Annotated in this window: 28 protein-coding genes; 14 read left to right on the top strand and 14 right to left on the bottom strand. The window is 34.2% G+C overall.

Features of this window, described 5'->3' with window-relative positions; genetic code table 11:
- The first annotated feature begins 21 nt into the window (after nt 1-21).
- From QY331_01235 to QY331_01225, 3 genes are all read left to right on the top strand, one after another.
- Nucleotides 22-1,068: a class I fructose-bisphosphate aldolase gene (locus QY331_01235; GenBank protein ID WKZ69874.1), complete on the top strand. Its 1,047-nt coding sequence runs from the start codon at nt 22-24 to the stop codon at nt 1,066-1,068.
- A 139-nt stretch (nt 1,069-1,207) separates the two neighbouring features.
- Nucleotides 1,208-1,738, top strand: coding sequence for a hypothetical protein (locus QY331_01230; GenBank protein WKZ69873.1), 531 nt, complete (start codon nt 1,208-1,210; stop codon nt 1,736-1,738).
- 133 nt (nt 1,739-1,871) lie between these two features.
- The gene (locus tag QY331_01225; GenBank protein WKZ69872.1) at nt 1,872-2,423 is read left to right on the top strand and encodes a hypothetical protein; all 552 of its coding nucleotides are present in this window, start codon (nt 1,872-1,874) and stop codon (nt 2,421-2,423) included.
- A 72-nt stretch (nt 2,424-2,495) separates the two neighbouring features.
- Here the strand turns inward: QY331_01225 and QY331_01220 are convergent, their stop codons facing one another.
- From QY331_01220 to QY331_01190, 7 genes are all read right to left on the bottom strand, one after another.
- On the bottom strand, nt 2,496-3,893 hold the full coding sequence (locus QY331_01220) for a lysine 2,3-aminomutase (GenBank protein ID WKZ69871.1): 1,398 nt from the start codon (nt 3,891-3,893) through the stop codon (nt 2,496-2,498).
- A 212-nt stretch (nt 3,894-4,105) separates the two neighbouring features.
- Nucleotides 4,106-4,270 (bottom strand): hypothetical protein, encoded by a 165-nt coding sequence (locus QY331_01215; GenBank protein ID WKZ69870.1) that lies wholly within the window; start codon nt 4,268-4,270, stop codon nt 4,106-4,108.
- 99 nt (nt 4,271-4,369) lie between these two features.
- Nucleotides 4,370-4,837: a Cys-tRNA(Pro) deacylase gene (gene ybaK, locus QY331_01210; protein WKZ69869.1), complete on the bottom strand. Its 468-nt coding sequence runs from the start codon at nt 4,835-4,837 to the stop codon at nt 4,370-4,372.
- Nucleotides 4,838-4,934: 97 nt separating this feature from the next.
- On the bottom strand, nt 4,935-5,672 hold the full coding sequence (locus QY331_01205; protein ID WKZ69868.1) for a C4-type zinc ribbon domain-containing protein: 738 nt from the start codon (nt 5,670-5,672) through the stop codon (nt 4,935-4,937).
- 11 nt (nt 5,673-5,683) lie between these two features.
- Nucleotides 5,684-6,799 (bottom strand): Nif3-like dinuclear metal center hexameric protein, encoded by a 1,116-nt coding sequence (locus QY331_01200; protein ID WKZ69867.1) that lies wholly within the window; start codon nt 6,797-6,799, stop codon nt 5,684-5,686.
- A gap of 167 nt (nt 6,800-6,966) precedes the next feature.
- Complete coding sequence (gene ispG, locus QY331_01195; protein WKZ69866.1) at nt 6,967-8,937, bottom strand: (E)-4-hydroxy-3-methylbut-2-enyl-diphosphate synthase; 1,971 nt, start codon at nt 8,935-8,937, stop codon at nt 6,967-6,969.
- Between the two features lie 40 nt (nt 8,938-8,977).
- On the bottom strand, nt 8,978-9,490 hold the full coding sequence (locus QY331_01190; GenBank protein WKZ69865.1) for a DJ-1/PfpI family protein: 513 nt from the start codon (nt 9,488-9,490) through the stop codon (nt 8,978-8,980).
- Between the two features lie 127 nt (nt 9,491-9,617).
- Between QY331_01190 and dnaG the strand changes: the two genes are divergently transcribed.
- Together dnaG and QY331_01180 are read left to right on the top strand one after the other, a co-directional pair.
- Nucleotides 9,618-11,471, top strand: coding sequence for a DNA primase (gene dnaG / locus QY331_01185; protein WKZ69864.1), 1,854 nt, complete (start codon nt 9,618-9,620; stop codon nt 11,469-11,471).
- On the top strand, nt 11,464-12,933 hold the full coding sequence (locus QY331_01180; protein WKZ69863.1) for an alpha-amylase family glycosyl hydrolase: 1,470 nt from the start codon (nt 11,464-11,466) through the stop codon (nt 12,931-12,933). The genes dnaG and QY331_01180 overlap by 8 nt, the downstream gene beginning before the upstream one ends.
- Before the next feature lie 32 nt (nt 12,934-12,965).
- Here the strand turns inward: QY331_01180 and QY331_01175 are convergent, their stop codons facing one another.
- The 3 genes from QY331_01175 to QY331_01165 all read right to left on the bottom strand — a co-directional run bounded on the left by QY331_01175 (nt 12,966) and on the right by QY331_01165 (nt 15,814).
- Nucleotides 12,966-13,877 (bottom strand): hypothetical protein, encoded by a 912-nt coding sequence (locus QY331_01175; GenBank protein WKZ69862.1) that lies wholly within the window; start codon nt 13,875-13,877, stop codon nt 12,966-12,968.
- Between the two features lie 54 nt (nt 13,878-13,931).
- Nucleotides 13,932-14,327, bottom strand: a complete 396-nt coding sequence (locus tag QY331_01170; GenBank protein WKZ69861.1) for a response regulator — start codon at nt 14,325-14,327, stop codon at nt 13,932-13,934.
- Between the two features lie 92 nt (nt 14,328-14,419).
- Nucleotides 14,420-15,814, bottom strand: coding sequence for an AbgT family transporter (locus QY331_01165; GenBank protein WKZ69860.1), 1,395 nt, complete (start codon nt 15,812-15,814; stop codon nt 14,420-14,422).
- A 134-nt stretch (nt 15,815-15,948) separates the two neighbouring features.
- Here QY331_01165 and QY331_01160 point away from each other — a divergent pair, with 134 nt between their 5' ends.
- Nucleotides 15,949-16,455, top strand: a complete 507-nt coding sequence (locus QY331_01160; GenBank protein ID WKZ69859.1) for a septal ring lytic transglycosylase RlpA family protein — start codon at nt 15,949-15,951, stop codon at nt 16,453-16,455.
- Nucleotides 16,456-16,496: 41 nt separating this feature from the next.
- Here QY331_01160 and QY331_01155 read toward each other — a convergent pair whose 3' ends face one another.
- Complete coding sequence (locus QY331_01155; protein WKZ69858.1) at nt 16,497-17,288, bottom strand: hypothetical protein; 792 nt, start codon at nt 17,286-17,288, stop codon at nt 16,497-16,499.
- A gap of 147 nt (nt 17,289-17,435) precedes the next feature.
- On the opposite strand from QY331_01155, the gene QY331_01150 reads away from it, so the two are divergent.
- The 7 genes from QY331_01150 to QY331_01120 all read left to right on the top strand — a co-directional run bounded on the left by QY331_01150 (nt 17,436) and on the right by QY331_01120 (nt 20,382).
- The gene (locus tag QY331_01150; GenBank protein ID WKZ69857.1) at nt 17,436-17,657 is read left to right on the top strand and encodes a DUF6132 family protein; all 222 of its coding nucleotides are present in this window, start codon (nt 17,436-17,438) and stop codon (nt 17,655-17,657) included.
- Nucleotides 17,641-17,850: a DUF1858 domain-containing protein gene (locus QY331_01145; GenBank protein ID WKZ69856.1), complete on the top strand. Its 210-nt coding sequence runs from the start codon at nt 17,641-17,643 to the stop codon at nt 17,848-17,850. Before QY331_01150 ends, QY331_01145 begins: the two co-directional genes overlap by 17 nt.
- Before the next feature lie 51 nt (nt 17,851-17,901).
- Nucleotides 17,902-18,498, top strand: coding sequence for a TlpA disulfide reductase family protein (locus QY331_01140; protein ID WKZ69855.1), 597 nt, complete (start codon nt 17,902-17,904; stop codon nt 18,496-18,498).
- On the top strand, nt 18,499-19,035 hold the full coding sequence (locus QY331_01135; protein WKZ69854.1) for a TlpA disulfide reductase family protein: 537 nt from the start codon (nt 18,499-18,501) through the stop codon (nt 19,033-19,035).
- 44 nt (nt 19,036-19,079) lie between these two features.
- The gene (locus QY331_01130) at nt 19,080-19,652 is read left to right on the top strand and encodes a DUF3365 domain-containing protein (protein WKZ69853.1); all 573 of its coding nucleotides are present in this window, start codon (nt 19,080-19,082) and stop codon (nt 19,650-19,652) included.
- A gap of 168 nt (nt 19,653-19,820) precedes the next feature.
- Nucleotides 19,821-20,135 carry a BrnT family toxin gene (locus tag QY331_01125; GenBank protein ID WKZ69852.1) on the top strand — a complete coding sequence of 105 codons (315 nt, stop codon included), beginning with the start codon at nt 19,821-19,823 and terminating at the stop codon, nt 20,133-20,135.
- The gene (locus tag QY331_01120) at nt 20,104-20,382 is read left to right on the top strand and encodes a BrnA antitoxin family protein (GenBank protein WKZ69851.1); all 279 of its coding nucleotides are present in this window, start codon (nt 20,104-20,106) and stop codon (nt 20,380-20,382) included. The genes QY331_01125 and QY331_01120 overlap by 32 nt, the downstream gene beginning before the upstream one ends.
- 112 nt (nt 20,383-20,494) lie before the next feature.
- Here QY331_01120 and radA read toward each other — a convergent pair whose 3' ends face one another.
- Both radA and QY331_01110 read right to left on the bottom strand, forming a co-directional pair.
- Nucleotides 20,495-21,844 (bottom strand): DNA repair protein RadA, encoded by a 1,350-nt coding sequence (gene radA, locus QY331_01115; GenBank protein WKZ69850.1) that lies wholly within the window; start codon nt 21,842-21,844, stop codon nt 20,495-20,497.
- A complete protein-coding gene (locus QY331_01110; GenBank protein ID WKZ69849.1) occupies nt 21,844-22,575 on the bottom strand; it encodes an ABC transporter ATP-binding protein in 732 nt (243 codons plus the stop codon). Before QY331_01110 ends, radA begins: the two co-directional genes overlap by 1 nt.
- 163 nt (nt 22,576-22,738) lie before the next feature.
- On the opposite strand from QY331_01110, the gene QY331_01105 reads away from it, so the two are divergent.
- The gene (locus tag QY331_01105) at nt 22,739-23,059 is read left to right on the top strand and encodes a hypothetical protein (GenBank protein WKZ69848.1); all 321 of its coding nucleotides are present in this window, start codon (nt 22,739-22,741) and stop codon (nt 23,057-23,059) included.
- On the opposite strand, the gene hisN is transcribed toward QY331_01105, so the two are convergent.
- Complete coding sequence (gene hisN, locus QY331_01100) at nt 23,056-23,820, bottom strand: histidinol-phosphatase (GenBank protein WKZ69847.1); 765 nt, start codon at nt 23,818-23,820, stop codon at nt 23,056-23,058. The genes QY331_01105 and hisN overlap by 4 nt on opposite strands.
- Between the last annotated feature and the right edge of the window lie 41 nt (nt 23,821-23,861).

The raw sequence follows: 23,861 nt of genomic DNA, 5'->3' as shown, positions 1-23,861 counted from the left end.
TAAATCAAATTTGAGGGTGATATGATAGATAAAATTAAAGAATATCTCGGTTCCGAAGCTGATCAATTGCTTAGTTACAAAGCAATATTCCCTAAAGAAAAACTACATCTTCCCGGTCCGGATTTTATTGACAGAATTTTTATTCAATCTGACAGATCACCGAACGTTTTAAAAAATCTAAATTGGATTTTTAGTAGTGGACGATTAGCCGGAACCGGATACGTTTCAATTCTTCCGGTTGATCAAGGAATTGAACATTCCGCCGGTGCATCATTTGCTCCGAACCCGGAATATTTTGATCCCGAAAATATTGTTAAACTTGCTGTTGAAGGAGGATGCAATGCAGTCGCTTCAACGCTTGGTGTTCTTGGAATGACATCAAGAAAATATGCTCACAAAATTCCTTTCATCGTTAAGCTGAATCATAACGAGCTTCTAACTTATCCGAATAAATATGATCAAATAATGTTTGCGGGAGTCGATCAAGCATTTGATATGGGTGCTGCCGCAGTAGGTGCTACAATTTATTTCGGCTCGGATGAAAGTACCAGACAAATTATTGAAGTTAGCGAAGCTTTTCAATATGCTCATGAACTTGGTATGGCAACAATACTTTGGTGTTATCTTCGTAATTCTGATTTTAAAGCGGATAAAGATTATCACACGGCAGCTGATTTGACAGGACAGGCAAATCATCTCGGTGTTACTATCGAAGCCGATATTATCAAACAAAAATTACCGGATTGCAATGGCGGGTTTAACGCAATTAAGTTCGGAAAAACTCATAAAAAAGTTTATTCTGATCTGACTAGTGATAACCCAATTGACTTGACCCGCTATCAGGTTATTAACAACTATATGGGAAGAGCTGGATTAATAAACAGCGGCGGTGCTTCAGGAGAAAACGATTTTGCCGAAGCGGCTAAAACTGCGGTAATTAATAAACGTGCTGGCGGTATGGGTTTGATTTCCGGTCGCAAAGCATTTCAGAGACCAATGGAAGAAGGTGTAAAATTATTAAACACAATTCAAGACGTATATCTTTGCAAGGATGTTACGATAGCATAATTTTTCGGATTCCCGCAATTTCCCATATTGCGGGAATCTCACATCATTTAATATTTTTTGAAACATTTTCCGATTGATATGTTTTAAATAGCTGTAGATTATTAGGTTACACAAATTTTTTGACAATCAAGGAGTTATTGTGAAGTTATTCGAAACTGCGGCACGTGTATTACTTATATTATCATTTGCTTTCTTAACCATAAATACTTCCGGACAATTAAAAAAAGTATCAAAAGAACATGCAAAGATAATGAGAGAATATTCCGACTTGTATAAGAAATATCAAGAAATTCAGAAGCAAGCATCATCTGATAAAGAACTTGTTGCCGAAGGTGAAAAATTAAAAAATGATGTTGAAGCACTTATGATTAAGAAAGATCCCTCTCTTAAACAAGTACTGGATGATCGAAAAGAAATAGAGGAAAAAGTGGATGCTAATCCCAATATGGATAAAGAAGAATTAGCAAAGTTGCACGAACAGTATCAAGAAACTTCAAAAATTCTTCATGAAAAACAACATGATATTATGGAACAGAAAAAATTTAAGGATAGAGCAGAAGCAATAAGTAAAAAATTAAGAGAAAGAATGATTGCAATTGACCCAAATACACCAAAGATAGAAGAAAAATTAGCCGAGCTGAGAGAAAAGTTAAATCAAACTACAAAATAATTTGTCATGCATATATTCTTAATACTACATATCATTACTGCCGCAAAAAAACTTCACTTTTTTTGATTTCCGAAATAATTATAATAAGTTTTGCCATCAATAAATTAATATTAGCCATAAAGAAAGGAAAAGTATGTTTTTAAAAAAGAGAAATATTATTTCAATGATAATGATTTTGTGCTTAAGTACAATTTTTGCTCAAGGTCAAATGCAACAGGATCAATCATCTGAAGCTCAGCTTTTATTTCAAGAGTACAATCAGTTGAATCAACAAATTCAACAATTACAACAGCAAGCTATGAATGATGAAAATATTGCACAAAAAGGCGAAGCACTTGATAAAGAAATTACTGACGCAATGGTGAAGAATAATCCCGAGATAAAAAAATCATTGGATAAACGAGATAATATAATTTCACAGTATCAAGCGGCTGAGCAATCAGGTGATCAACAAAAGATGCAATCGTTAGGACAAGAGTTTCAATCAGTTTCACAGATAATTCAAACTGAGCAGCAAAAGGTGATTCAACAACCAGAAATCGGTTCGCATCTTCAAGAATTTGAGACACTTGTCATGCAAAAAATGGAAGCAATAAATCCCGAAACCCCTCAGTTATTATCTAAGTTAGAACAACTCAGAAATAAATTGATGACAATGCAACAACAGCAACCGAATCAAAATTAATAAAAAAGGCGAATCATCTGATTCGCCTTCTTTATATTCTGAGTTCAGAATTCTGAATTCTTAGTTCTGCTGTTAAGCTGCACCTGTTGCCAAGTGTTCATCTTCCATTTCTTCTTTTTCATTGAATTTATGATGATCTTTGGCAGCTCTTTCAAGCAATATTTGTTTTAACTCATCTTTGTAGAAAAATTTCTTTTTACCAAAAGCAGGTTTAAGATGATTCAACCAGTATGCATTTTCATCATACTTGGCGAAAAATGGTCTTCTTACCCAATCCGGATTTCGAGCTTGTAAAAAGTTTAATACAAAAACTTTTTCGTCGTTAATTTCCGCAATACCTTCGATTACAACTTTACCAGGTAATGCCGACATTGATGGACCGCGGACTGTTCTTCCAAGTCCCGATACATTCTTATAAGCATCTCGGAAAATTTGGAAAGCTCTATAGAGAGGAATTTCAAAATAATTTTTTGCACCGGTATCTCGTTCAACAAACATGTAATAAGGAATAATTCCCTGACTAACCTGATCTTTCCACATTCTCCGCCAAATTGTGGGATCATCATTTACATGTTTTACAATCGGTGATTGTGCTCTTATTACTGCTCCAGTGCTTTGTATTCTTTTAACAGCTTCGCGTGCAACAGGAGTAGAAAGCTCCACCCAATGATTGTAATGTCCCATAATAGCAACATGTTTTCCGGCATCTACTAATTTTTCAAAAAGTTTTAATACTCCGTCAGCTTCTTTATCGGTAACAAATTTGTAAGGCCAATATGCAACTGATTTTGTACCAATTCTAATATTTCGTATATGCTCAAATTCCGGTTTGAGAAATGGTTTTAAGAATATTTCCAACTTTTTTAATGTCATAACCATCGGATCGCCGCCGGTGAAAAGAACATTTGAAATTTCTTTATGCTGTTTTAAATACTTTTGGAATCTATTGGATTCATCCGTTGTAAACTTTAAGTCCGTCATCCCAACAAACTGTGCCCAACGGAAACAGAAAGTACAATAAGCATGACACGTTTGACCGGCAGATGGAAAAACTAATGCAGTCTCTCTGTACTTATGTTGAACTCCTCTTACCGGTTCGTCATCATCCTCCATATAGGGCACGTTTGCTGTCATCTGTCCGGCCGGGTGAGGATTTAATGAGAATCTAATTTCGTTAGCAGCTTTTTGAATTTCCTCTTTGGTTGCTTTCTTTTTTAACAAATCTGCGATTCTATTAAAGTCGTTATCTTCAATCATTCCCCTTTGAGGAAAAGTTAATTGGAAGATTGGATCATTCGGAATATTATCCCAATCAATCAGTTCTTCAACAAGGTAATTATTTGTTCTGAATGGAAGTACATGAGAAACAACTTTTACTGCAAATAGATCATCTTTGGGAATTTTTTGAAACTGTGGGATTTTTGTTAAATCACGTAACCCGTAAAATCTCATTTGTTTTGGTTTAATCATATCGTCACCTCTTTCTTCTTTAAGCGAAAAACCGGAACTGCCCCCGGCAAAAAATCCATAATAGAAGTAAAATGGTTCGCTATATTTTATGTGAGTAATTCGGATTGTCCGAAACCGACCGGACAAATACAATATAAAAATTATTTAGTGGATATCAAGGTTTGAATTTAAACAGCCAACAATGAAGACAAAAAAAGCGGTATTTAGCCGCTTTAATTGAGTTCTGTAACTTTACTGATATCCGGAAGCTTTACAAATTTTTCTTGAAATTTATAATTGCCGGCTTCAGTTTTTACTGTTTTTATATACTTAACAGTAACAAAACCTGATTTTGCTTTTGCTTTAGATTTATCGGCAAACGATTGTTGTTTAGCCATTATTAACTCCTTTTAATTTTAGCTTACAAATTTAGGTAATTTTTTCTTTAAAAAAAATGAAAACGGATGTACAAATCTTATCCTCATTGTAAGGCGAGATTAAATTAAATCCTCAAATTTAGCATTTATGATTTCGGCAAGGTTTTCCGGATTGATAAAAATTTGCATCCCCCTTTGTCCGGCACTTATATAAATATTCTCGAACAATAATGCAGATTCATCAATAAATGTGGGAAATAATTTTTTCATCCCGATTGGCGAGCAACCTCCCCTAATATATCCTGTTACTTCGAGGAGATCTTTCATTTTAATCATTTCAATTTTCTTTATGCCAGAAGCAGATGCTGCTTTCTTAAGATTTAGTTCATAGTTTCCGGGTATTACAAATACGTAATGATTATTATCAGTACCTATAGCAACTAATGTTTTAAAAACCTGTTCCGGCTCTGCATTTATTTTCTTTGCAACAGAAACTGCATCCAGTTCTTCTTCATTAAATTCGTAAGGGTGAAAAGTGAAATTGATTTTTTGTGCTTCAAGAATTCTTATCGCGTTGGTTTTCTTCATTAATGTAATAAACTAAAGTAGATTTTGTGAGATGGTTTTAGTAAAACTAAAAGAGATTGTCCTAGTCTAAATTACAAAGACAATCTCTTTCTAAAAATTACAGTTTGAATTTTTTAGTTACTTCATCAGAAATTTCTGAAGAAACTAAAATTCTTCCGCATGATTCACATGAGTAAATTCTTTTACTTTGTCTAATTTCCAATTGTCTTTGCGGCGGGACCACATTATGACATCCGGTACAAGCAGCTCTGTTAATTGTTGCAATTGCTTTACCGCCAAGAGCTTTTCTAATTCGCATGTAGGTATTGTAATCGGGTTTTTTTACATTTGCGACTGATTTTTCTCTTCTATCTAAAAGGCGAGCTTCTTCTTTTTCGTTTGCTTTAATTATTTGTTTAAGTTCATCTTCTTTTTCAGCAAGTTCTTCTTGAAGTTTCTCAAGTTCGGGTTTTACTTCATCAATCTGCATCTTCAATTGTTCAACAAGATCTTCTAAAGCTAAGTTCTCAGTTTCTAATCTTTCAATTTCTTCTTCGGTATGATCTATTTCCTTTGTGAGAGCATCATATTCTTTGTTGTTTCTGACTTGATAAAGTTGGGCTTTGAATTTTTTTAGACTCTCTTTTAAGTCAGCGACTTCATTGTCATTATGTTTTCGTTTTTTAAGAGATTCTTCTTTCTGTCTCTCTTTTTCATCCGATTGATCTTTAAGAGTTTGCATTTGTCCCTTAAGATCATTAACTGCTGCCGGAAGATCGCCGCGTAGTTCCTCCAGTTCATCCAATTGATCATCAATCAATTGTAGTTCGAATAAAGCTGATAACCTGTTTACCAATTTGTTACTCCTTATGTTTTATAAAAACTTATCGGGTTGGTAGTCCCGGAATACTTATAAACTTTTAAACCACTTTTATTTTCTTTAATAAACTTTTGTAATCTTTTTTGGACAATATTTAGTGAATGAATTTCTGTTTCGTAATGCCCGGCATCAATTAGAAGGATTTTATTTTCGGCATCTTGAAAAGTATGGTATTTAACATCAGCCGTGATAAATGCATCAGCTCCGCTACTGATAGCAGCATTAAGCAATTCAGATCCACTTCCGCCGCAGACCGCGACTTTATTTATTGAACTAGATTTGCCTTTTGTAAACCTTAGATTTTTGGCTTTCAATTTTTTGATAACATGGTCAAGAAAATCATTTTGTTTCATTCCATTTTCAAGCTTGCCGATTGCACCCATTCCATAATTTACATTCTTGTTATTAAGCGGATAAACATCGTAGGCAACTTCTTCATATGGATGAACTTTTATCATTTCAGAAATTATATGTTTTATTTTCCATTGTTCCGCCAATACTTCTAATCTTATTTCTTCAACAGTTTCTGGTTTCCCTTTTTTCCCTATGGTTGGATTCGACTCATCAGAACCTTTGAATGTACCTTCACCCTTTACTCTATAACTACAATTTGAATACTCACCGATAATTCCACCACCGGCATTAAAAATTGCTAATGCAACTTTCTCAATATCGTTACCCGGAACAAATACAACAATCTTAACTTGATTATTTTCTTGATTCAGTAGAAAGGAAATATTCTTTAACGCAAGTGTTTTCGCAAGTTCAAAACTTACACCGTCTTTTGTGAAATCTAAATTTGTATGGGCGGAAAAAATTATTAATTCTTTTTGAACTGCGATCTTAATAATTTCTGCTTTCGGGTCTTTTGTGAAGTCTAACTTTTTAATTGGGTTAAAAATGAAGGGGTGATGAGTGAAAATAAAATTGCAGTTTTTCTTTAGCGCGTCTTTTATAACTTCTTTATTGAGGTCTAGGGCAAGAAGAACATTCGTAACTCTCTTTCTCCTATCCCCCACTTGAAGTCCGACGTTGTCTCTTTCCCAAGCGGCACCGGGGGGCGCCCAATATTCAACATATTTTATAAGATCTTCTGCAATCATATAATAAAAAAAATGCACTCCTAAAATCGAGAGTGCATTTTTTGTTAATTCTTTCTTTCTATATAGTAATTTGGGTTTTTTATAATCACCCTTGTCGTATTAATTATCCTTGCAATCATAAGCTGAAAACGAAATATAATACAATATGATCAATTTTTCAATTTCATTTATTCTTCCAAAACTTTAGGTTCAATCCAATTACCATCTTCTCGAATAATATTTATCAATTCATCAACTGCTTTTTCGGAAGGAACATTCTTTTTTACGATATTCTGACCTTTATACAAAGTGATTTTCCCAACTCCGGAACCAACATAACCGTAATCGGCATCAGCCATTTCACCCGGACCGTTAACTATGCAACCCATAATTCCAATCTTTACTCCCTTTAAGTGTTCGGTTCTTTTACGAATCATGTTTGTCACAATTACAAGATCAAACAATGTTCTGCCGCATGAAGGACAAGCTATATATTCTGTTTTGGATATTCTTGCTCTTGCCGCTTGTAAAATACCGAATGAAATTCTATTGATTGCTTCGTATGTAGCTACTGAAAATTTTACATTCTCAGCTTCCAACCAAACTCCGTCACCGAATCCATCAATTAATAATCCACCGACATCTGTTGCGCTATAAAGTCTATATTGATCTTCGTTTAGATTGGAATACTTTCTCTTTACTATAACCGGGTTTTCAATCCCCCGATTTAAGAGTTCGAAAAAGAATCTTCTTTGTTCAGCCATCCCGTGTTCATTGTTTGTAGTCAACACGTAGACAACCGAGTTTTTATTTGCTGTTAGCTCAAAGTTTTGAGAATTTATATCATCTATCGAGACTTGCACAAAATTTAATACCGGAGATATACCATTTGTATTTGCAAACTCATTTAAAGTGAAAACCGGGAACGCTCGTTTATCAGATGAAATTTCTTTCCAGCTTTCGAAATTATAAAGTGTCTTCAAATTATTTGGTTGTTCAAATGGCAATTTGTTATCACCAAGAAATAGTAAATCACTCGCAATGTCTGACGTATTCCATTTATCAAGCTTTGGTGAATAAGTATAACCGATTAATTTTAGGTCGGTATAATCATTAACAACTTTATTAGAATAATCCGATAATACAACCGGAGGGTTATCTCCTCCAATTCCGTTTACCTCAAAAGTTTTTCTTCTTAAAAATACAGTAGGACTTTTAGGAATTTCAACAACAGGAATAATTGGCTTATGTCCAGCCCGAGATTTATATCGATCGGCTAAATCTTTTGCGACGGGCGCTTCGGCTTCGGGTTCTTCAGTTAAAGATACCCTAATTGTATCGCCAAGTCCATCTTCAAGTAATGTCCCTATTCCTACGGCCGATTTAATTCTTGCGTCTTCACCATCACCGGCTTCTGTTACACCAAGATGAAGCGGATATTTCATTCCTTCTTCGTTCATCATCTGTACAAGTAATCTATATGCTTGCACCATCACTTGAGTATTGCTGGCTTTCATTGAAAGAACAATATTGTGGTAATCCAAATCTTCACAAATTCTGACAAACTCTAATGCAGATTCCACCATTCCAAGCGGTGTGTCACCATATCTTCCCATAATTCTATCGGATAATGACCCGTGATTAGTCCCAATCCGCATAGCAGTGCCATATTCTTTACAAATTTTAACAAGCGGAGTAAACTTCTTTCTAATTCTTTCAAGTTCAGCTTCATAAGAAGCGTCAGTATATTCAATGTTCTCGAATTTCTTTTTATCGGCATAGTTACCGGGATTAACACGCACTTTCTCGACCAGCCTTGCGGCAAGTTCGGCTGCATTCGGTGTGAAGTGAATATCCGCAATTAGAGGAACGTTATATCCACGTGTTCTTAACTCTTTCCGAATATTTTCTAAATTTTGAGCGTCCTTTAAACTTGGTGCCGTAATACGTACATATTCGCATCCGGCCTCAACCATTCGAATTGTCTGTTCAACTGTAGCAATTGTATCCATCGTATTTGTAGTAGTCATTGATTGAATACGAATTGGATTATCGCCACCGAGAGGAATTTCCCCGATGAAAACTTCTCGTGTTTTATATCGAGAATATTGAGTTAAACTATTACAATAGTTTCTTAATTTTTCGATTTTATCAGTCATATTAGGTCTTAAACAAATAGCGGATTAAAAAGGTTCGCAATTATTTTAGCCTTTCTGCGATTCTTTGCGCAAAATCTTGTGCCGAAGATGCATCTTGTGCAGTAATTATGTTTTTCTTAAAAACTACCGGGTTATCGATGTAAATTGCCCCATTATTTTCGAGGTCTTGTTTATCCTTGTGATAACATGTTGCCTCTTTTCCTTCCAACAAGCCGGCTTTTGCAAGAACTACAGGTGCACTACAAATTGCAGCAATAACTTTATTTGACTTGGCAAAGGCATTTATCAAATTGTGTAAGTGAAGATTATTCCAATAAGATTTAATTCCATTTCCGCCAATAATTATAATTGCACTAAAATTACTTTCGCGCATATTAAAAAATGAGACATCGGCACGGACTTTTATTCCACGGTTACCGACACAAAGTGTGTGTGCGTCTGAAGCTATAAAAACTTTAAAATTTTCCTTTTCTAAAGTTTTCTTGACTATTAAATATTCGTCCTCATTAAAGTCTTTAGAAGCTAAGATTAAAAGTATACTTTTGCTTATCAATTATTTGCTCGTTTTCGTGATGTTCAAAATACAAATATAACATTTGGCGGGCAATGAATGAAAAGAGTTAGTTTTCTAAATAAAGGATGAAATCTTTTCTTATTTTTCATTTTTTAATCAAAGGCTTATGCGAATACCGGAATCCAAAATAGAAGAAATCTTAAATGCTTCTGACATAGTTGATGTTGTCTCGGCATATGTTCAGCTAAAGAAACGAGGAAAAAATTTCTTTGGCATTTGTCCATTCCATCAAGAGAAAACACCATCTTTTGCTGTTAATGATGAGAAACAAATTTATCATTGTTTCGGATGCGGAAACGGCGGTAATGTTTTCAAATTTTTAATGGAATATAAAAGTATTTCCTTTGTTGAAGCCGTTCAAGAAATGGCTGAACAGCTCGGAATCAAAATTGAATACGACCAAAATATTTCTGCCAAAGCACAAAACGAGCAGGAAGCTTATTACGATATAAATTTAAAAGCCGCTAAATATTTTTCCGATAATTTACTTAAAGGTCTCGCCGGTGAGTATGCCAGAGATTATCTAACAGGAAGAAAGTTAACCGAAAAAACTATGCGAATTTTCGGTCTCGGTTTTGCTTTACCCGGCTGGGATAATTTTTTAAAGTTCGCAAAAGAGAACCAAATAGATTTACAAAATGCCACAACTCTCGGTTTGATCGACAAAAAAGATAATGGTGATTACTACGATAAGTATAGAAATAGAATCATGTTTCCAATCTTTTCAACCAATGGACGAATTATTGCCTTTGGCGGCAGAATATTAGACGATTCTGAGAATGCTGCAAAATATTTGAACTCGCCCGAATCGATTGTCTATCATAAAAAAAGATCACTCTACGGTTTGTTTCACGCAAAGGAAGAAATCAGAAAGCTTGACAGGGTAATTCTCGTTGAAGGATACATGGATGTAATTGCTCTATTCCAAGGAGGAGTTAAAAATGTTGTAGCTTCATCCGGAACATCGTTAACCGAAGAACAAGTTCAGCTTATTTCAAGGTTTTCAAAAAATGTTGTCTTACTTTTTGATGCAGATGCTGCCGGTATGAAAGCATCTTTAAGAAGCATCGAACTTTTACTTAAACAAGATTTCGAAGTTAAGATAGCAACTTTACCCAAAGGAGAAGATCCGGATTCATTCATTAATAAGTTCGGAAAAGACGAATTCGAGAAGCAAATTAATAACGCACAAAACTTTCTTGAATATCAAACTGCTCAATTTAAGGAAGCTGGTTTGTTTGATGATCCTTCCAAACATGCCGAAGCTATTCGTGAAATGGTTAAATCCGCGGCACTTGTTATAGATGAACTTAAACGTAACTTGTTAATTAAATCAATTGCAAAGAAATTCGGTTTGCGTGAAAAGTTAATTGAGACCGAGCTTAATAAATATCTTGATCTACAAAACAGACAACAGAAAAAGATTGAAGTTAGACAGGAATCAAAATCAACTTCACCTGAGCTGACCAAAACAAAAGAAAACAGACAAGAACGAGATTTAATTAAATTGCTTTTTTCCGGTAATCCTAATGTGATGGAAAAGATTATTAATTTTATTTTGCCCGATGAGTTTATTAATCCTATTTATAAAAGATTAGCCGAAATAATCTACGATTGTTATGATCATGGAATTAAGTCTCCTGCATCTATAATTGAAAAAATTGAAGATGATAATCTTCGACAATTCACACTTGCATTCGCAATTTCAGAAGAATCTATCAGCAAGAAATGGGATAATGCCAATTTCAACATTTCGATTTCGTCAAACATGGATCGATATGTTGATGATCTCTTACGAAAATATAAACTTCAAAAAATTGATGACCAGATTAAAGCCACAAATAAGCGGATTGCGGAAACTTCCGATGAATCCGATGTGATTGAGTTGATGAAAGAGATAAAGGAACTGCAAGCAGAAAAGAAAATCCTCATAACAGAAACTCAAATTAATAATGAGTAGCAACTCACTTCTTTACGAAATTAACACACGTGTATGGATTAAAAGATTCGGGCAAAATAAACTGCTTCATGAAATTCCTATTGCATATTGGAAAGAATTACGCGCCAAAGGTTTTGAGTTTATTTGGCTAATGGGGGTATGGCAAATCAATCCTAACACAATTGAAAAGTATTGTTTTGAAGAAGGATTATTACAAGAGTACACCAATGCATTACCCGATTGGAAAAAGGAAGATGTTATCGGGTCTCCTTATTCAATTGAAGATTATGTTGTTTCACAAAGCCTAGGCGATAATGAGAGTTTATTACAACTTAAAGAACAGTTAAATTCAATCGGGTTAAAACTGATTTTAGATTTTATTCCTAATCATTTCAGCGCAGAGTCAAATTTAATCGAGTCTAATCCGGAATTATTTTTACAAGGAACCGAAAAAGAATTAAACATCGATTTAAAAACTTATTTCAAGAAGAATGACAAAATTTTTGCTCATGGTAAAGATCCTAACTTTGATGCATGGCAAGACACTATTCAAATAAATTATTTCAACAGTTCTGCAAGAAGAACTATGTTGGATAAACTTGAGCGAATTTCCGAATTATGTGATGGGGTTCGTTGTGATATGGCCATGCTGATTAATAACTCTATCTTTTCTAATACGTGGAAGAATAATTCTACTTTGCAAAAAAGTAAATTTCCCAAAAATGAATTTTGGTTTGATGCTATTCAAAAGATTAAAAGAAAAAAGGATTTCATTTTTATTGCGGAAGCTTATTGGAATACCGAGTGGATATTGCAGCAATTTGGATTCGATTATACTTATGACAAAAGATTATTAGATAGATTAAAATCAGAGAATGTGAATGAAATAAGATCGCATCTCTTTGCGGATTATAGTTTCCAGCAAAAGTCCATTCGATTTATTGAAAATCACGATGAACAACGTGCTGCTAAAATTTTTAACTTACGAAAAAATAAAGCAGCGGCAATTATTGCTTATACTTTACCGGGATTAAAGTTAATTTACGATGGACAATTTGCAGGCAAACAAGTTCGACTTCCGGTTCAACTTGGCAGAGAACCGAAAGAAGAAATTAATAATGACATTTACTCTTTCTACAATAGATTATTAGAAATTATTCGAAATGAAACTTTCAAAAATGGTAATTGGAAATTGCTTGATGCCGTACAAGCATGGGAAGGAAATTATTCTAACAATTATTTTTTAGTATGGGCTTGGGAATATAAGTCTAACAAAAGAATAGTAATTGTGAATTACTCCGACCAAACATCTCAATGCAGAATTAAATTTGATGTGCCTCTTGAGAACAATGAAATTAAGTTAGTCGATTTACTTAATGAAGTGACTTACATCAGAAACGTAAGTGAAATTCAAGCCGATGGATTATACGTTGAACTAAGAGCATTCCAAGCGCATATTTTCTCTATAGAAAAAGATTCTTAATTCATCCATCAAGTATCTAGTAAAACACAATATCAAAAAGTAAAAGTTACACCAAGTTTAAAAGTTTCATATGTCAGCGGTGTCTCAGTATCAAATGGCCAGTTCATGTCTTTCTGTTTTAACAAATGAAAAGCGTAAGCATAACCGTTTTGTAATATAAAGCTGACAATTGGTCCGGCAATCGGAGATGAATCAAGAATTTCATTTACAAAATATGTCAATGCTCCCTGTCCCGCTTTTTGAATTATATAACTTCCGGCTTGTTTCCAAAATAAATGTCGAGGAAAAATTACAGAAGCTTCATAACCGGCATTTAGAGAAACCGTATTCATAATTTCAAATCTAATTCCGCCTTCGTTAATTGTCCCGAATCTAAATGTATCGCGATATCGTTCAACAATTTTATAATCATTAGCTGCTTCCGGTGTAAGTAAACCTAAAAGTGTTTCATGAAGAACGGGATATTTTGTTTCATCTAATTCCAACATTGACCAAACAAATCCGTCCTGGTGATAAGGAAGTACGGAAAAATTTTCACTGTAATAGCCTAGTGTATGTCGAGTTGCTAAACCAAATCTCCAAAGAGTGCTTTCAAATTCGGTTGGTTTTTGATCCGAGTTGCTAAGATCAGTCGATAGTTTTGAACCGAATAAGAAAGTTTCTTTTCGATCATCAATATTATCATAGAAGAGATCACTTTCTTTTAGATAACCGAGCTTAATTTCCATGAGACCGATATTAGAAAAATCAGAGTTAAATTTATCATGTTTCGGTTGTCCGAAGCCATAATTTACTTCAATGAAAGGTCTGTCAAATTCTACTTGTACATTCCAATCATCCCAGTCATCCCAATCTCCGCCATAACTATAATATTGTTGTGCATTTATTTGGATTGATATAGTGATTATTGCAAATAATAAAAAGAGTTTGGTACGCTTAAACATAGTTATCCCCAGGTTTTAACTCTTTAGACGGATTTCGAGGTGAAAATGTTACATCTATTTATTTTTTTCTTTGTAGAGGTTTACCAAAGTTTCAAGAAGAACTTCATTCTGAACAGGTTTAGTTAAGAACATATCAACACCTGCTTGATAAGCATTTTCTTTATCCTTTTGAAAAGCATGTGCGGAAAGAGCAACGATTGGAATATCTTTATATTTAGGCATTTCTCTTATTTCGCGAGTTAACTGCAAACCGTCTTTTTTTCCGCGAAGAGAAATGTCCATTAAAATTATCTGAAAATCATGTTCATTTATTAATTTATAAAATGAATCGGCGGAATCACAAATCATTAATTCAAATTTTCTTTTTAAAAAGATTTCAAGAAATTTTTGATTTTCATAGTCATCTTCTACAACAAGAAGATGTGGTTTTCTATTCTCGGTTTCGCTCATAATTATCGTCTCTAATTTTTATTCTATTGAATATAAAATTAACTTATGATTATGACAAGTAAAAGAAAAATATCCAACCAAAAAGATTAATTTTACCAAAAGAAATACGGCGGAATCAATAAAATTAACCCGAGAACAATAAAAATAATTTGAAGCTTGATCATCCATCTTGCCCATTTATCCCAAGGAATTTCAGCAAGGGTTAAAACCCCCATTGTTATTGCCGAAGTCGGAATTATCATATTAGAAAAACCATCACCAAACTGATAGGCAAGAACTGCTGTCTGTCTGGAAACACCAACCAAATCGCCCAGCGGTGCCATAATGGGCATAGTTAATGCAGCTTGACCACTTCCTGAAGGAACAAAAAAGTTTATCATTGATTGAATAATAAACATAGCTTGACTCGATACAATTGGATGAAGTGACTCAATAGGATCGGATAATGCGTAAAGAATAGTCCCGATTATTTTTCCGTCCGTTGCTATTATTAGAATTCCCCTGGCCAACGCGATAATCATAGCAGTTGCCATCAAATCTTTAGCCCCTTGCAAAAATGAATCGGTTATTTCGTTGACCGATAATTTACCTGCAATCCCAACCGCGATTCCCGTTGCAAAGAAGACCGCACTAATTTCGGCTATATACCATCCATAAACAATAACACCGAATACAAGAACAATCAGACCAAGTAAAAATATTAATAGGACGCGTTTGTGTTTAGGATCGATTCCTTCAAATTTATCTAACTCAGTTGTATGAAGATTCTCTCTCTTTTTTTGATCCATTTCATATGTCAAACTCAACTTGGGATTAACTTTAATTTTATTTGCGTATCTCATTACGAAATAAATCGCAGTCGCAGTTAAGATGATCCAAACTACAATTCTGTATTCAATTCCCGATAAAGGCGGGAGATCAGCGATTCCCTGAGCAATTCCAATTGTAAAGGGATTAATAAAAGCACCGGCAAAGCCTGCTCCCACGCCTACAAATGGAATTGCAACTCCCGTTATTGAATCGTAACCAAGCATTAATGCCATCGGGACAAAGATTAAAATGAACGGAATTACTTCTTCGCCCATTCCGAAAACTGAGCCGCCGAGAGAAAATAGTATCATGAAAATCGGGATTAATAATTTTCTTACCAATGCAGATTTTGAGTGAGCTTTTGCTATGGATTTTATACCAGCATCAACTGCTTCGGTTTTTGTAAATATTCCAAACGCACCGCCGACGATTAAAACAAATCCAATTATTAATGCAGCGTCCACAAAGCCATCAATCGGAGATGTGAGTACATCAAAAACATCCTGCGGATTTGATTCCACTTCGTGATAAGAACCACTGACAACAATTTCTCTTCCGTTTTTAATCGTAGTTTCAAATTCACCGGCAGGTATAAACCAGGTTGAAACAGCAGCTAATATTACCAGTGAAAAAATTATTAAGAATGTGTTAGGAGTTTTTAATTTTTGTAGATTCATATCCTTTTCTGATTTGATGAAAGGTAAAATTAGAGACACTAAGTTTAATTAGCAAACCAAACAGTGCACATAGCTTGTACTTTTTTTAACTAGAATAAAAACTTATTTTATAATAGTACAATTTCACAAGCAAGGTGAAAACAAAACTTAACCACATATTAATTCTTTTAATTACTTTCTTATTTTGGTCATGCGGTTCATCGCCAAGATTTACAAGTAATGATCCGCATACTTCAAAAAAGAATACCAAAACTCCAACTAAAGAATTTTCAAAGAATACCGAAAAGGAAAATGATTATACTGAATTTCATAATGTAAGCATTCTCGAAGTTCAAACGGGCATTGCTTCTTTCTATGCAGATGATTTTCACGGCAATCTTACAGCAAACGGTGAAATTTTTGACATGTACGGAATATCCGCAGCACATCCGACTTATCCTTCCGGAACAGTTGTGCGTGTAACTAATTTGGCAAACAACAAATCTGAAATTCTTAGAATAAACGATCACATGCCGCAGCATCCCGAAAGAATTATTGATTTATCTTACGGCGCAGCGCAAAAACTTGATATGATTGATGATGGTATAGCAGAAGTAAAAGTTGAAGTTTTAAAATGGGGTGATGGGGAGTATAAAAAATAATAGCGGTAGGGACAACTCATGAGTTGTCCCTACAATTAAACCTATCTCACAAACTTCCACCAGTAGAAGTATTTATTTTCGAGATCAGCTTCTGACGGCATAGGGAAGAATTTAATTTCTTCGCCTTTTACAAACCAAATTCCGTGACGTAAAAATTTATATGATATCTCTCTTAGTAAACTTCCCAGACTTATAGTCTTTGTAAATTTATCCGGATTGTTTTTCAAATCCATAATACAATCATAAAATCTATAAGGATTTACACCGGGCAAATCAATTTGAAGAATATCTTTATTTTTATTTTTTTCAAAAAATTGCTCAATATTAAAATCAATTTGAGTAAAGCACATTGAAGGTGCGCCTTTTGAAATGGTTTCAGTTGTAATAAATCTACCAAACTCTCGTTGATCTTTGTTTGACGCAACTAGATTCTCAAGCGGGCAGACTTCTTGATAAACTCTAATTAACCCCGGTTGATTAACCGCTGTATATTCTGCCGGTTCAATAGGGAGAACCGTTCCGTTATTCGTACAAAGAAATAATTTCTTTATAGCCGAAAGATCAACATGTTCTAAAACACCGTAAGATTTTATAAACTTTGTTTTCTTTGGGGAACCATCTTCGTGCGGAACTGTTAAATCCAAATATTTATCAATTTCAAAGTAAAGGTGACGGTAGTTTATGTCAATTTCGGTGAAAATAACCTTGCCGCTGTAATGTTTAGCGCTTCCGGTTGTGTAATGTTTTCCAAATTGATCAGGTTCTAATTGTGATGCAACTAATGCGTTTATCGGGAAAACTATCATGTACAAATGTTTCTGGTATTCGGGCATTATGATTCTCCATGTATTAATTTTCGAGCAGTTAAAACTATTAAATAGTGGTTTCAAGAGCAAGAAATTAGCAGTTAATAAACTGAATCTTTGTCGCTTTTACGACATCTTATAAAGACACTTTATTCTATATTTGAAAGAAAAATAATGAAAATAGATCTCAAAAAAATATTGAAGTTCGGCTTGCCTGTTTTTATCGGGTCTGTGTTGGGATATGCTTATTATTATTTTATTGGATGTAATACTGGAAGTTGTCCCATTACAAGCAATCCATATACGACAACAATTTATGGCGCACTAATCGGAGCAATCTGGTCATTTCCTACATCAAAAAAAGATAAAAAAGAAGTAAATGAATCAAATAACTAAAGATATTGAAATTGAAGATTTAGTCAGAATTCTGCCAAAAGCTGTTTCATATTTAAGCGATAAAGGAATAAGATGCTTACGATGTGGTGAACCGATTTGGGGTTCTCTTGAAGAAGCCGCAAAAGAAAAAGGTTTCGATGATGAAAAAATCGAAATTTTTGTAAAAGAGTTAAATGAATTACATCATAATTGATTGTGAATCGAACTCTGCATTTGCTATTTTTGACCTAAAAATAGAGAGATTATGAGCACGGAAAAAGAAGAAAAGAAAATTTTAGGGTTAACAAAAAAACAAAGAAGTCATGTTTACACGGGACTTTTTGTAATAGCATTCTTGATATTCTTTTTTGTTAACAACAGTTTTAACGAACCAGAACCGGGTCCGTACCCGCCAAACTATAAAGCCAAAGTTGATCCGTCAAGCAGAGAAATCGCACCCGAATTTCAACTTGAATCTGTTTCCGGCGAATCAATAAGTTTATCGGATTATAAAGGCAAAATTGTAATTTTGGATTTTTGGGCAACTTGGTGCGCACCTTGCAGAAAAGCCATTCCGGATTTAATTGAACTGAAAAGTGAATATCCTTCCGATCAGTTTGAAATTATAGGTATCTCACTTGATTCGGATACTAAAGATGATGTACCCTACTTCGTGGAACAATTCAAAATAAATTACCCGATTGTTTACGGCGATATGAATATTACAAATCGGTATGGTGGAATTCAATCAATTCCAACTTCTTTTGTGCTGGATAAAGAAGGAAGAATTTTCAGTACTTATATCGGGTACATGGATAAATCAATTTACGTAAAAGACATTGAAAAACTATTAGAGGAATAAATGAAGAAATCAATAAAAGTAGTAGCGTTCTTTCTTTTCTTCGCAGTATTTACTTTGGGATGTAATAACAAAGATGCGGAAGCAAGCACTTACGGAGAAAATATATCTTTATCCGAGTTTCAAGGTAAAGTTGTTATTGTAGATTTTTGGGCAACCTGGTGTCCACCTTGTCGCAAAGGTGTACCGGACTTAATTCAATTACAAAATGAAAATGATCAAGTCGTGGTTATAGGAATATCTCTTGATGCAGTTTCACGTGGCGGCGCAACTGAAAATGATGTAGTTCCGTTTATGAAAGAATATGGAATTAACTATCCCATCGTTAAGGGTGATATGAATGTTATTCAGCAATACGGTGGCATTCAATCAATTCCAACTTCTTTTGTTATTGACAGACGCGGATTTGTAGTTGCAAGACATGTTGGTTTAGCATCAATTGAAACTTATAGAAGCGATATTGAAAAAGCTCTTGCCGGAAATTATAATAGAGAAGATTATATCAAAGCTCCCGATTTTTCATTACCGACAATTAAATAAATTTAGGTATAGGGACAACTCATGAGTTGTCCCTACCAGTTAAAATGAAAAGAATATATTTCACATTAATAACTATAATATTTGTTTTTTTATTCACCGCACAAACTCAACCCGATCAAGATATAAGAGTAGAGTTCCGAGAAATTTCCAAATTGTTTATGGGTGATTTAAAATCTGTATTAATGAAGAATATTAAAGAAGGCGGACCACTTCAAGCGATTAATGTTTGTTCAGATACGGCAATGGCGCTAACAGATGAAATTGGAAAGCAAACCGGTGTGTTAATTAAGCGAACAACGTTTAAACCAAGAAATAGAAACAATACTCCGGATAAGTTTGAAGAAAAAGTTTTGCTCGATTTCCAAAAGAAGTTTGAAGAAGGCACGCTCGATGATAATTATGAATATTTAGAAATTATCAAGATCGATTCTACTGAATATGCTCGTTTTATGAAACCAATTTTTGTTCAAGGTCCTTGCTTACTTTGTCATGGAAGTGAGAATACGATGAGTAAAGATGTTCGTGCTTTAATAAAACATAAGTACAAAGATGATACTGCGGTGGACTATAAGAACGGTGATCTTCGAGGTGCAATTTCGATTAACAAAAAGTTGTAATTCTCAGTTAATCATCTATTCACCCTTCTCTGACTCAAATACAATTTTCCGCCAAGCCCCTAACAAAAAGTATTAATTGTAATTCTTCAACCCCCGAAAAATTTCTTCTATCCTGAGTACTAAAATTGACTTGATTATTTGTGTATATTAACATAATATACAATCATTATGAAGAAAATTTTTGATAAATGTGAAAGTTTTCAATGGGATGAAGGAAATTCAACAAAAAACTGGATTAAACATAATGTTACTGTAAGTGAGTGTGAACAAGTTTTTTTTAACAAACCAATTATAATTGATTCCATACAGAAAGAAACAAATGAGAAAAGATGGTATTTGCTTGGCCGAACCGACGATAATAAAGAATTATTTGTTGTTTTTACAATAAGAAGAAAACAAATCCGAATAATATCGGCAAGAAATATGAGTAAAAAAGAAAGAGTGATATATCATGAAGAAGTTAAAAAACATTCCAAAATTTAAAAGTGAAGTCGAAGAAAGAGATTTCTGGTTAAAGAACGAATCCTCAGAATTTATTAATTGGCAAAAGGCTAAACCAGTAACTTTTCCTAATCTCAAGCCGTCTACAAAAACCATATCGCTAAGATTACCGGAATCAATGTTAGATGACTTAAAATCTCTTGCTAATAAAAGAGATGTGCCATATCAATCATTTATAAAGGTAATTCTAAAAGAACGAATAGATAGAGAAAGTAGTCTAAATTCTTGAAAGGTATAAAATTATTAGTCACCCCCGCAGTAAATCTCCAAGATTTGTTGATTTAAAAAATTTTTCGGTGACATTTGTTACGGATTCTATTCTGAGAAATCCCGGGGATTAACTAATTCAATATCTCAGCCAATGCAGATTGAATATCCTCAACCGGAATAATTTTTATTTTTGATTTCTTCTTAACCGATTTCATATTTGCTTTTGGAATGACGATAGAATTAAATCCGAGCTTTTCAGCTTCGGCAATTCTTTTTTCGATATTGCTAACACCTCTTACTTCACCGCCTAAACCAACTTCTCCGACAACGACCAAACTTTCTTTTGCAATTTCTTCTTTAAGATTAGATGCAATCGCAGCGCAGACTGCTAGATCAATTGCGGGTTCTTCAATTCTTAAACCGCCCGCCATATTTAAAAATACATTTGATGATGAAAGACGAAGCTGTGCACGCTTTTCTAATACAGCTAGTAAAATTGATAATCTTCTGTAATCAAATCCGGTTGCAACTCTTTGCGGATTGCCGTAATTAGATGGAGTAACTAATGCTTGAACTTCGAGCAGAACGGGACGAGTTCCTTCCATACTTGCAGTGACTACAGATCCGCTTACAATTTTATCACGTTCACTTAAAAATATTTCACTTGGATTTGTAACCTCCGATAATCCAGCTCCGTGCATTTCAAAAATTCCGATTTCATTTGTGCTACCGAATCTGTTTTTCTGAGCGCGCAAAATTCTATATGAATGATTCCGTTCACCTTCAAATTGTAATACCGTATCGACTATGTGTTCCAGAACTTTTGGTCCGGCTATAAATCCTTCCTTTGTAACATGACCCACCACAATAACCGCGCAACCCTTAGCTTTTGCAAGCTGCATCAATGATGCAGTGCATTCTCTAATTTGCGTAACCGTTCCGGGTGCGCTATCAAAATCGGGGTTGTAGATTGTCTGTATAGAATCAATTATAACAACGGCGGGATTTTCATTCTTTATTTGATCTGTTATGAATTCCAAATTTGTTTCGGGATAAACTAAAATATTTTCGTTATTAACTTTTAATCGTTTTGCACGAAGATTAATTTGGCGGAATGATTCTTCTCCGGTTACATATAATACTTTATCTGAAATTTTTCCGGCTGCTTGCATAACTAATGTTGATTTACCCACTCCCGGATCACCACCTAATAATACGACGGAACCGGGCATTATTCCTTCTCCTAAAACTCTGTCAAATTCATTTATTCCGGTTTTAATTCGTTCTTCACTAAGCGGAACATCTTCAGTTAATTTAATTGGTTTCGATTCACTTTTGCTTTTTGTACTGCCGCTTTTTTTCGTTTCAAAAATTTCTTCTACAAATGAATTCCAACTTTCACAATTCGGACATCTTCCAACCCATCTTAATGATTCATAACCGCATTCGTTACAAACGTATTTTGTTTTCATCTTGCTCATTAAAAACCTGTCCTTTGTATAAATCCTTTTATGACCGGATCCGTGCTTTGTAAAACTTCGTTTGGTGTTCCGTTAAAATAAATTTTACCTTCATGCATCATAGCAATTCTTGCAGCTACATTTTTTACACTAAACATATCATGTGTAACTACAATTGAAGTTACATTTAACTTTTCTGCTAGTTCTTTAATTAGTTCATCAATTGAATCGGACATAACCGGATCGAGTCCCGTTGTAGGTTCATCATACAAAATATATTGAGGATCGTGAATAAGCGCGCGAGCAAGTCCAACTCTTTTTCTCATTCCGCCGGAAAGTTCAGATGGTTTTATTTTTTGAATTCCCGGTAAACCGACAAGTGACAATTTTTCTTCAACTTTTTTATCAATTTCTTCTTTTGTAAAACCATAATCATTTTCAACCAATGAAAGTGAAATGTTTTCTTCTACATTAAGCGAATCAAAAAGTGCGGCACCTTGAAATAAGAATCCGAATTTCTTTCGAATTTCTGTCAACTCGCTTTCATCAAGTGTCGAAATATTTTGACCTTCAATTTTAACCGTACCAGAATCCGGTTCTAATAATCCGACAATGTGCTTGAGTAAAACACTTTTCCCGCACCCGCTTCGACCAATAATCGCAAAAGTTTCGCCAGGTTCGATATTTAGATCAACACCGCGTAGGACGCTATTTTCACCGAAAGACTTATATAATCCACTGATTTCAATCATAAAATCAAATATATGAAAGTGTGAGTTGTTTAGCGATGAGAATATTTCATCAACAAAAAACAAAAAATATAATACGATTAATCTTGAATTAAACTTTTATTAATACTATTTTCATTTAATATTGAATCGACATCATAAATTATTAATTAATAAAGGTGCAATTATGAAACTAAAATTTATAATTCCCTTTCTGTTTATAGTTATTCTTTCCGCTCAAGAAGAAACTACATTTGAAGATGATATAGATCGCGCATTCATTCATGCAAAAAAGGGGCTTTATTTTGCATTGGGAAATATCCCCATCACAAAAAATTCTCTGTCACAAGATCTAATTGATAATGATGTTCTTATTGCCTCGGTAAAATTATCTAAGGAGACAAACGGTGTTAAAGTTACATCAACCGGAATTTATAAAACTTACTCTGTTGATCTCACGGTTTATAGATCATATGATTCATTGGAAAAGGAAGGCTACCGGCGTTAGTTGTTTAATTCTTTTATTACTCGGCTATGAATTCCTTTTGATGCCGCGATAATACTGTTGCCGGTTATTGCATCATTTCCATGATAATCGGTTATGGTTCCGCCGGCACCTTTTATAACTGGAATCAAAGCCATTGAATCCCAAACGGACATAATCGGATCAATCATTATATCTGCATATCCTGTTGCTACAAGATAGTAACCATAACAATCACCCCATTGTCTATATAATTTTACTTTTCTTATTAAAGACTCGAACGCAGAAATATTTTGAAATTTTTCAATGTTCAGATGATCAGTTGTCAATAATGTAGCATTCTCTAAACTTTCGCCTTCTCTAATTTTTACTCGAATCCCGTTTAATTCAGCAGATTCATTATCACCGATTAAAAATTCATTAAGAATTGGTTGATTGATAACACCTAAGATTGGATAATCATTTTTTGTAAGACCAATTAGTGTCCCAAATGTAACTGTTCCGGTAATAAAACTTTTTGTGCCGTCGATTGGATCAAGAATCCATTTATATTCGGAGTTCTCATTGGTAATTCCGAATTCTTCGCCAATTATTCCATGCTCGGGAAATTCCTTTTCGATCATTTTACGCAGACATTCTTCTGCTTTCTTATCAGCAATTGTAACAGGTGACTCGTCACTTTTTGTTTCGATTGCTATATCATTTCTAAAGTAATTACGAATTATTTTACCGCTTTCATCTGCTAGCACTTTAGAGAACTTTTTTAACTCGTTTAATTCTTTCATTTAATACTCACGGTTTATTTAAATAAAATATCAACCCGACT

The organism is Melioribacteraceae bacterium (genome assembly GCA_030584085.1).
GTDB lineage: Bacteria > Bacteroidota > Ignavibacteria > Ignavibacteriales > Melioribacteraceae > SURF-28.
This window is presented reverse-complemented; position numbering and strand designations above follow the sequence as displayed.

Excerpts from the sequence above, each read along its gene's own strand:
- QY331_01235 (WKZ69874.1), top strand. The coding sequence starts at position 22 with ATGATAGATAAAATTAAAGAATATCTCGGTTCCGAAGCTGATCAATTG.
- QY331_01225 (WKZ69872.1), top strand. The coding sequence starts at position 1,872 with ATGTTTTTAAAAAAGAGAAATATTATTTCAATGATAATGATTTTGTGC.
- QY331_01220 (WKZ69871.1), bottom strand. The coding sequence starts at position 3,893 with ATGATTAAACCAAAACAAATGAGATTTTACGGGTTACGTGATTTAACA.
- QY331_01215 (WKZ69870.1), bottom strand. The coding sequence starts at position 4,270 with ATGGCTAAACAACAATCGTTTGCCGATAAATCTAAAGCAAAAGCAAAA.
- ybaK (WKZ69869.1), bottom strand. The coding sequence starts at position 4,837 with ATGAAGAAAACCAACGCGATAAGAATTCTTGAAGCACAAAAAATCAAT.
- QY331_01200 (WKZ69867.1), bottom strand. The coding sequence starts at position 6,799 with ATGATTGCAGAAGATCTTATAAAATATGTTGAATATTGGGCGCCCCCC.
- ispG (WKZ69866.1), bottom strand. The coding sequence starts at position 8,937 with ATGACTGATAAAATCGAAAAATTAAGAAACTATTGTAATAGTTTAACT.
- dnaG (WKZ69864.1), top strand. The coding sequence starts at position 9,618 with ATGCGAATACCGGAATCCAAAATAGAAGAAATCTTAAATGCTTCTGAC.
- QY331_01180 (WKZ69863.1), top strand. The coding sequence starts at position 11,464 with ATGAGTAGCAACTCACTTCTTTACGAAATTAACACACGTGTATGGATT.
- QY331_01175 (WKZ69862.1), bottom strand. The coding sequence starts at position 13,877 with ATGTTTAAGCGTACCAAACTCTTTTTATTATTTGCAATAATCACTATA.
- QY331_01170 (WKZ69861.1), bottom strand. The coding sequence starts at position 14,327 with ATGAGCGAAACCGAGAATAGAAAACCACATCTTCTTGTTGTAGAAGAT.
- QY331_01165 (WKZ69860.1), bottom strand. The coding sequence starts at position 15,814 with ATGAATCTACAAAAATTAAAAACTCCTAACACATTCTTAATAATTTTT.
- QY331_01155 (WKZ69858.1), bottom strand. The coding sequence starts at position 17,288 with ATGCCCGAATACCAGAAACATTTGTACATGATAGTTTTCCCGATAAAC.
- QY331_01150 (WKZ69857.1), top strand. The coding sequence starts at position 17,436 with ATGAAAATAGATCTCAAAAAAATATTGAAGTTCGGCTTGCCTGTTTTT.
- QY331_01145 (WKZ69856.1), top strand. The coding sequence starts at position 17,641 with ATGAATCAAATAACTAAAGATATTGAAATTGAAGATTTAGTCAGAATT.
- QY331_01140 (WKZ69855.1), top strand. The coding sequence starts at position 17,902 with ATGAGCACGGAAAAAGAAGAAAAGAAAATTTTAGGGTTAACAAAAAAA.
- QY331_01135 (WKZ69854.1), top strand. The coding sequence starts at position 18,499 with ATGAAGAAATCAATAAAAGTAGTAGCGTTCTTTCTTTTCTTCGCAGTA.
- QY331_01130 (WKZ69853.1), top strand. The coding sequence starts at position 19,080 with ATGAAAAGAATATATTTCACATTAATAACTATAATATTTGTTTTTTTA.
- QY331_01125 (WKZ69852.1), top strand. The coding sequence starts at position 19,821 with ATGAAGAAAATTTTTGATAAATGTGAAAGTTTTCAATGGGATGAAGGA.
- QY331_01120 (WKZ69851.1), top strand. The coding sequence starts at position 20,104 with ATGAAGAAGTTAAAAAACATTCCAAAATTTAAAAGTGAAGTCGAAGAA.
- radA (WKZ69850.1), bottom strand. The coding sequence starts at position 21,844 with ATGAGCAAGATGAAAACAAAATACGTTTGTAACGAATGCGGTTATGAA.
- QY331_01110 (WKZ69849.1), bottom strand. The coding sequence starts at position 22,575 with ATGATTGAAATCAGTGGATTATATAAGTCTTTCGGTGAAAATAGCGTC.
- QY331_01105 (WKZ69848.1), top strand. The coding sequence starts at position 22,739 with ATGAAACTAAAATTTATAATTCCCTTTCTGTTTATAGTTATTCTTTCC.
- hisN (WKZ69847.1), bottom strand. The coding sequence starts at position 23,820 with ATGAAAGAATTAAACGAGTTAAAAAAGTTCTCTAAAGTGCTAGCAGAT.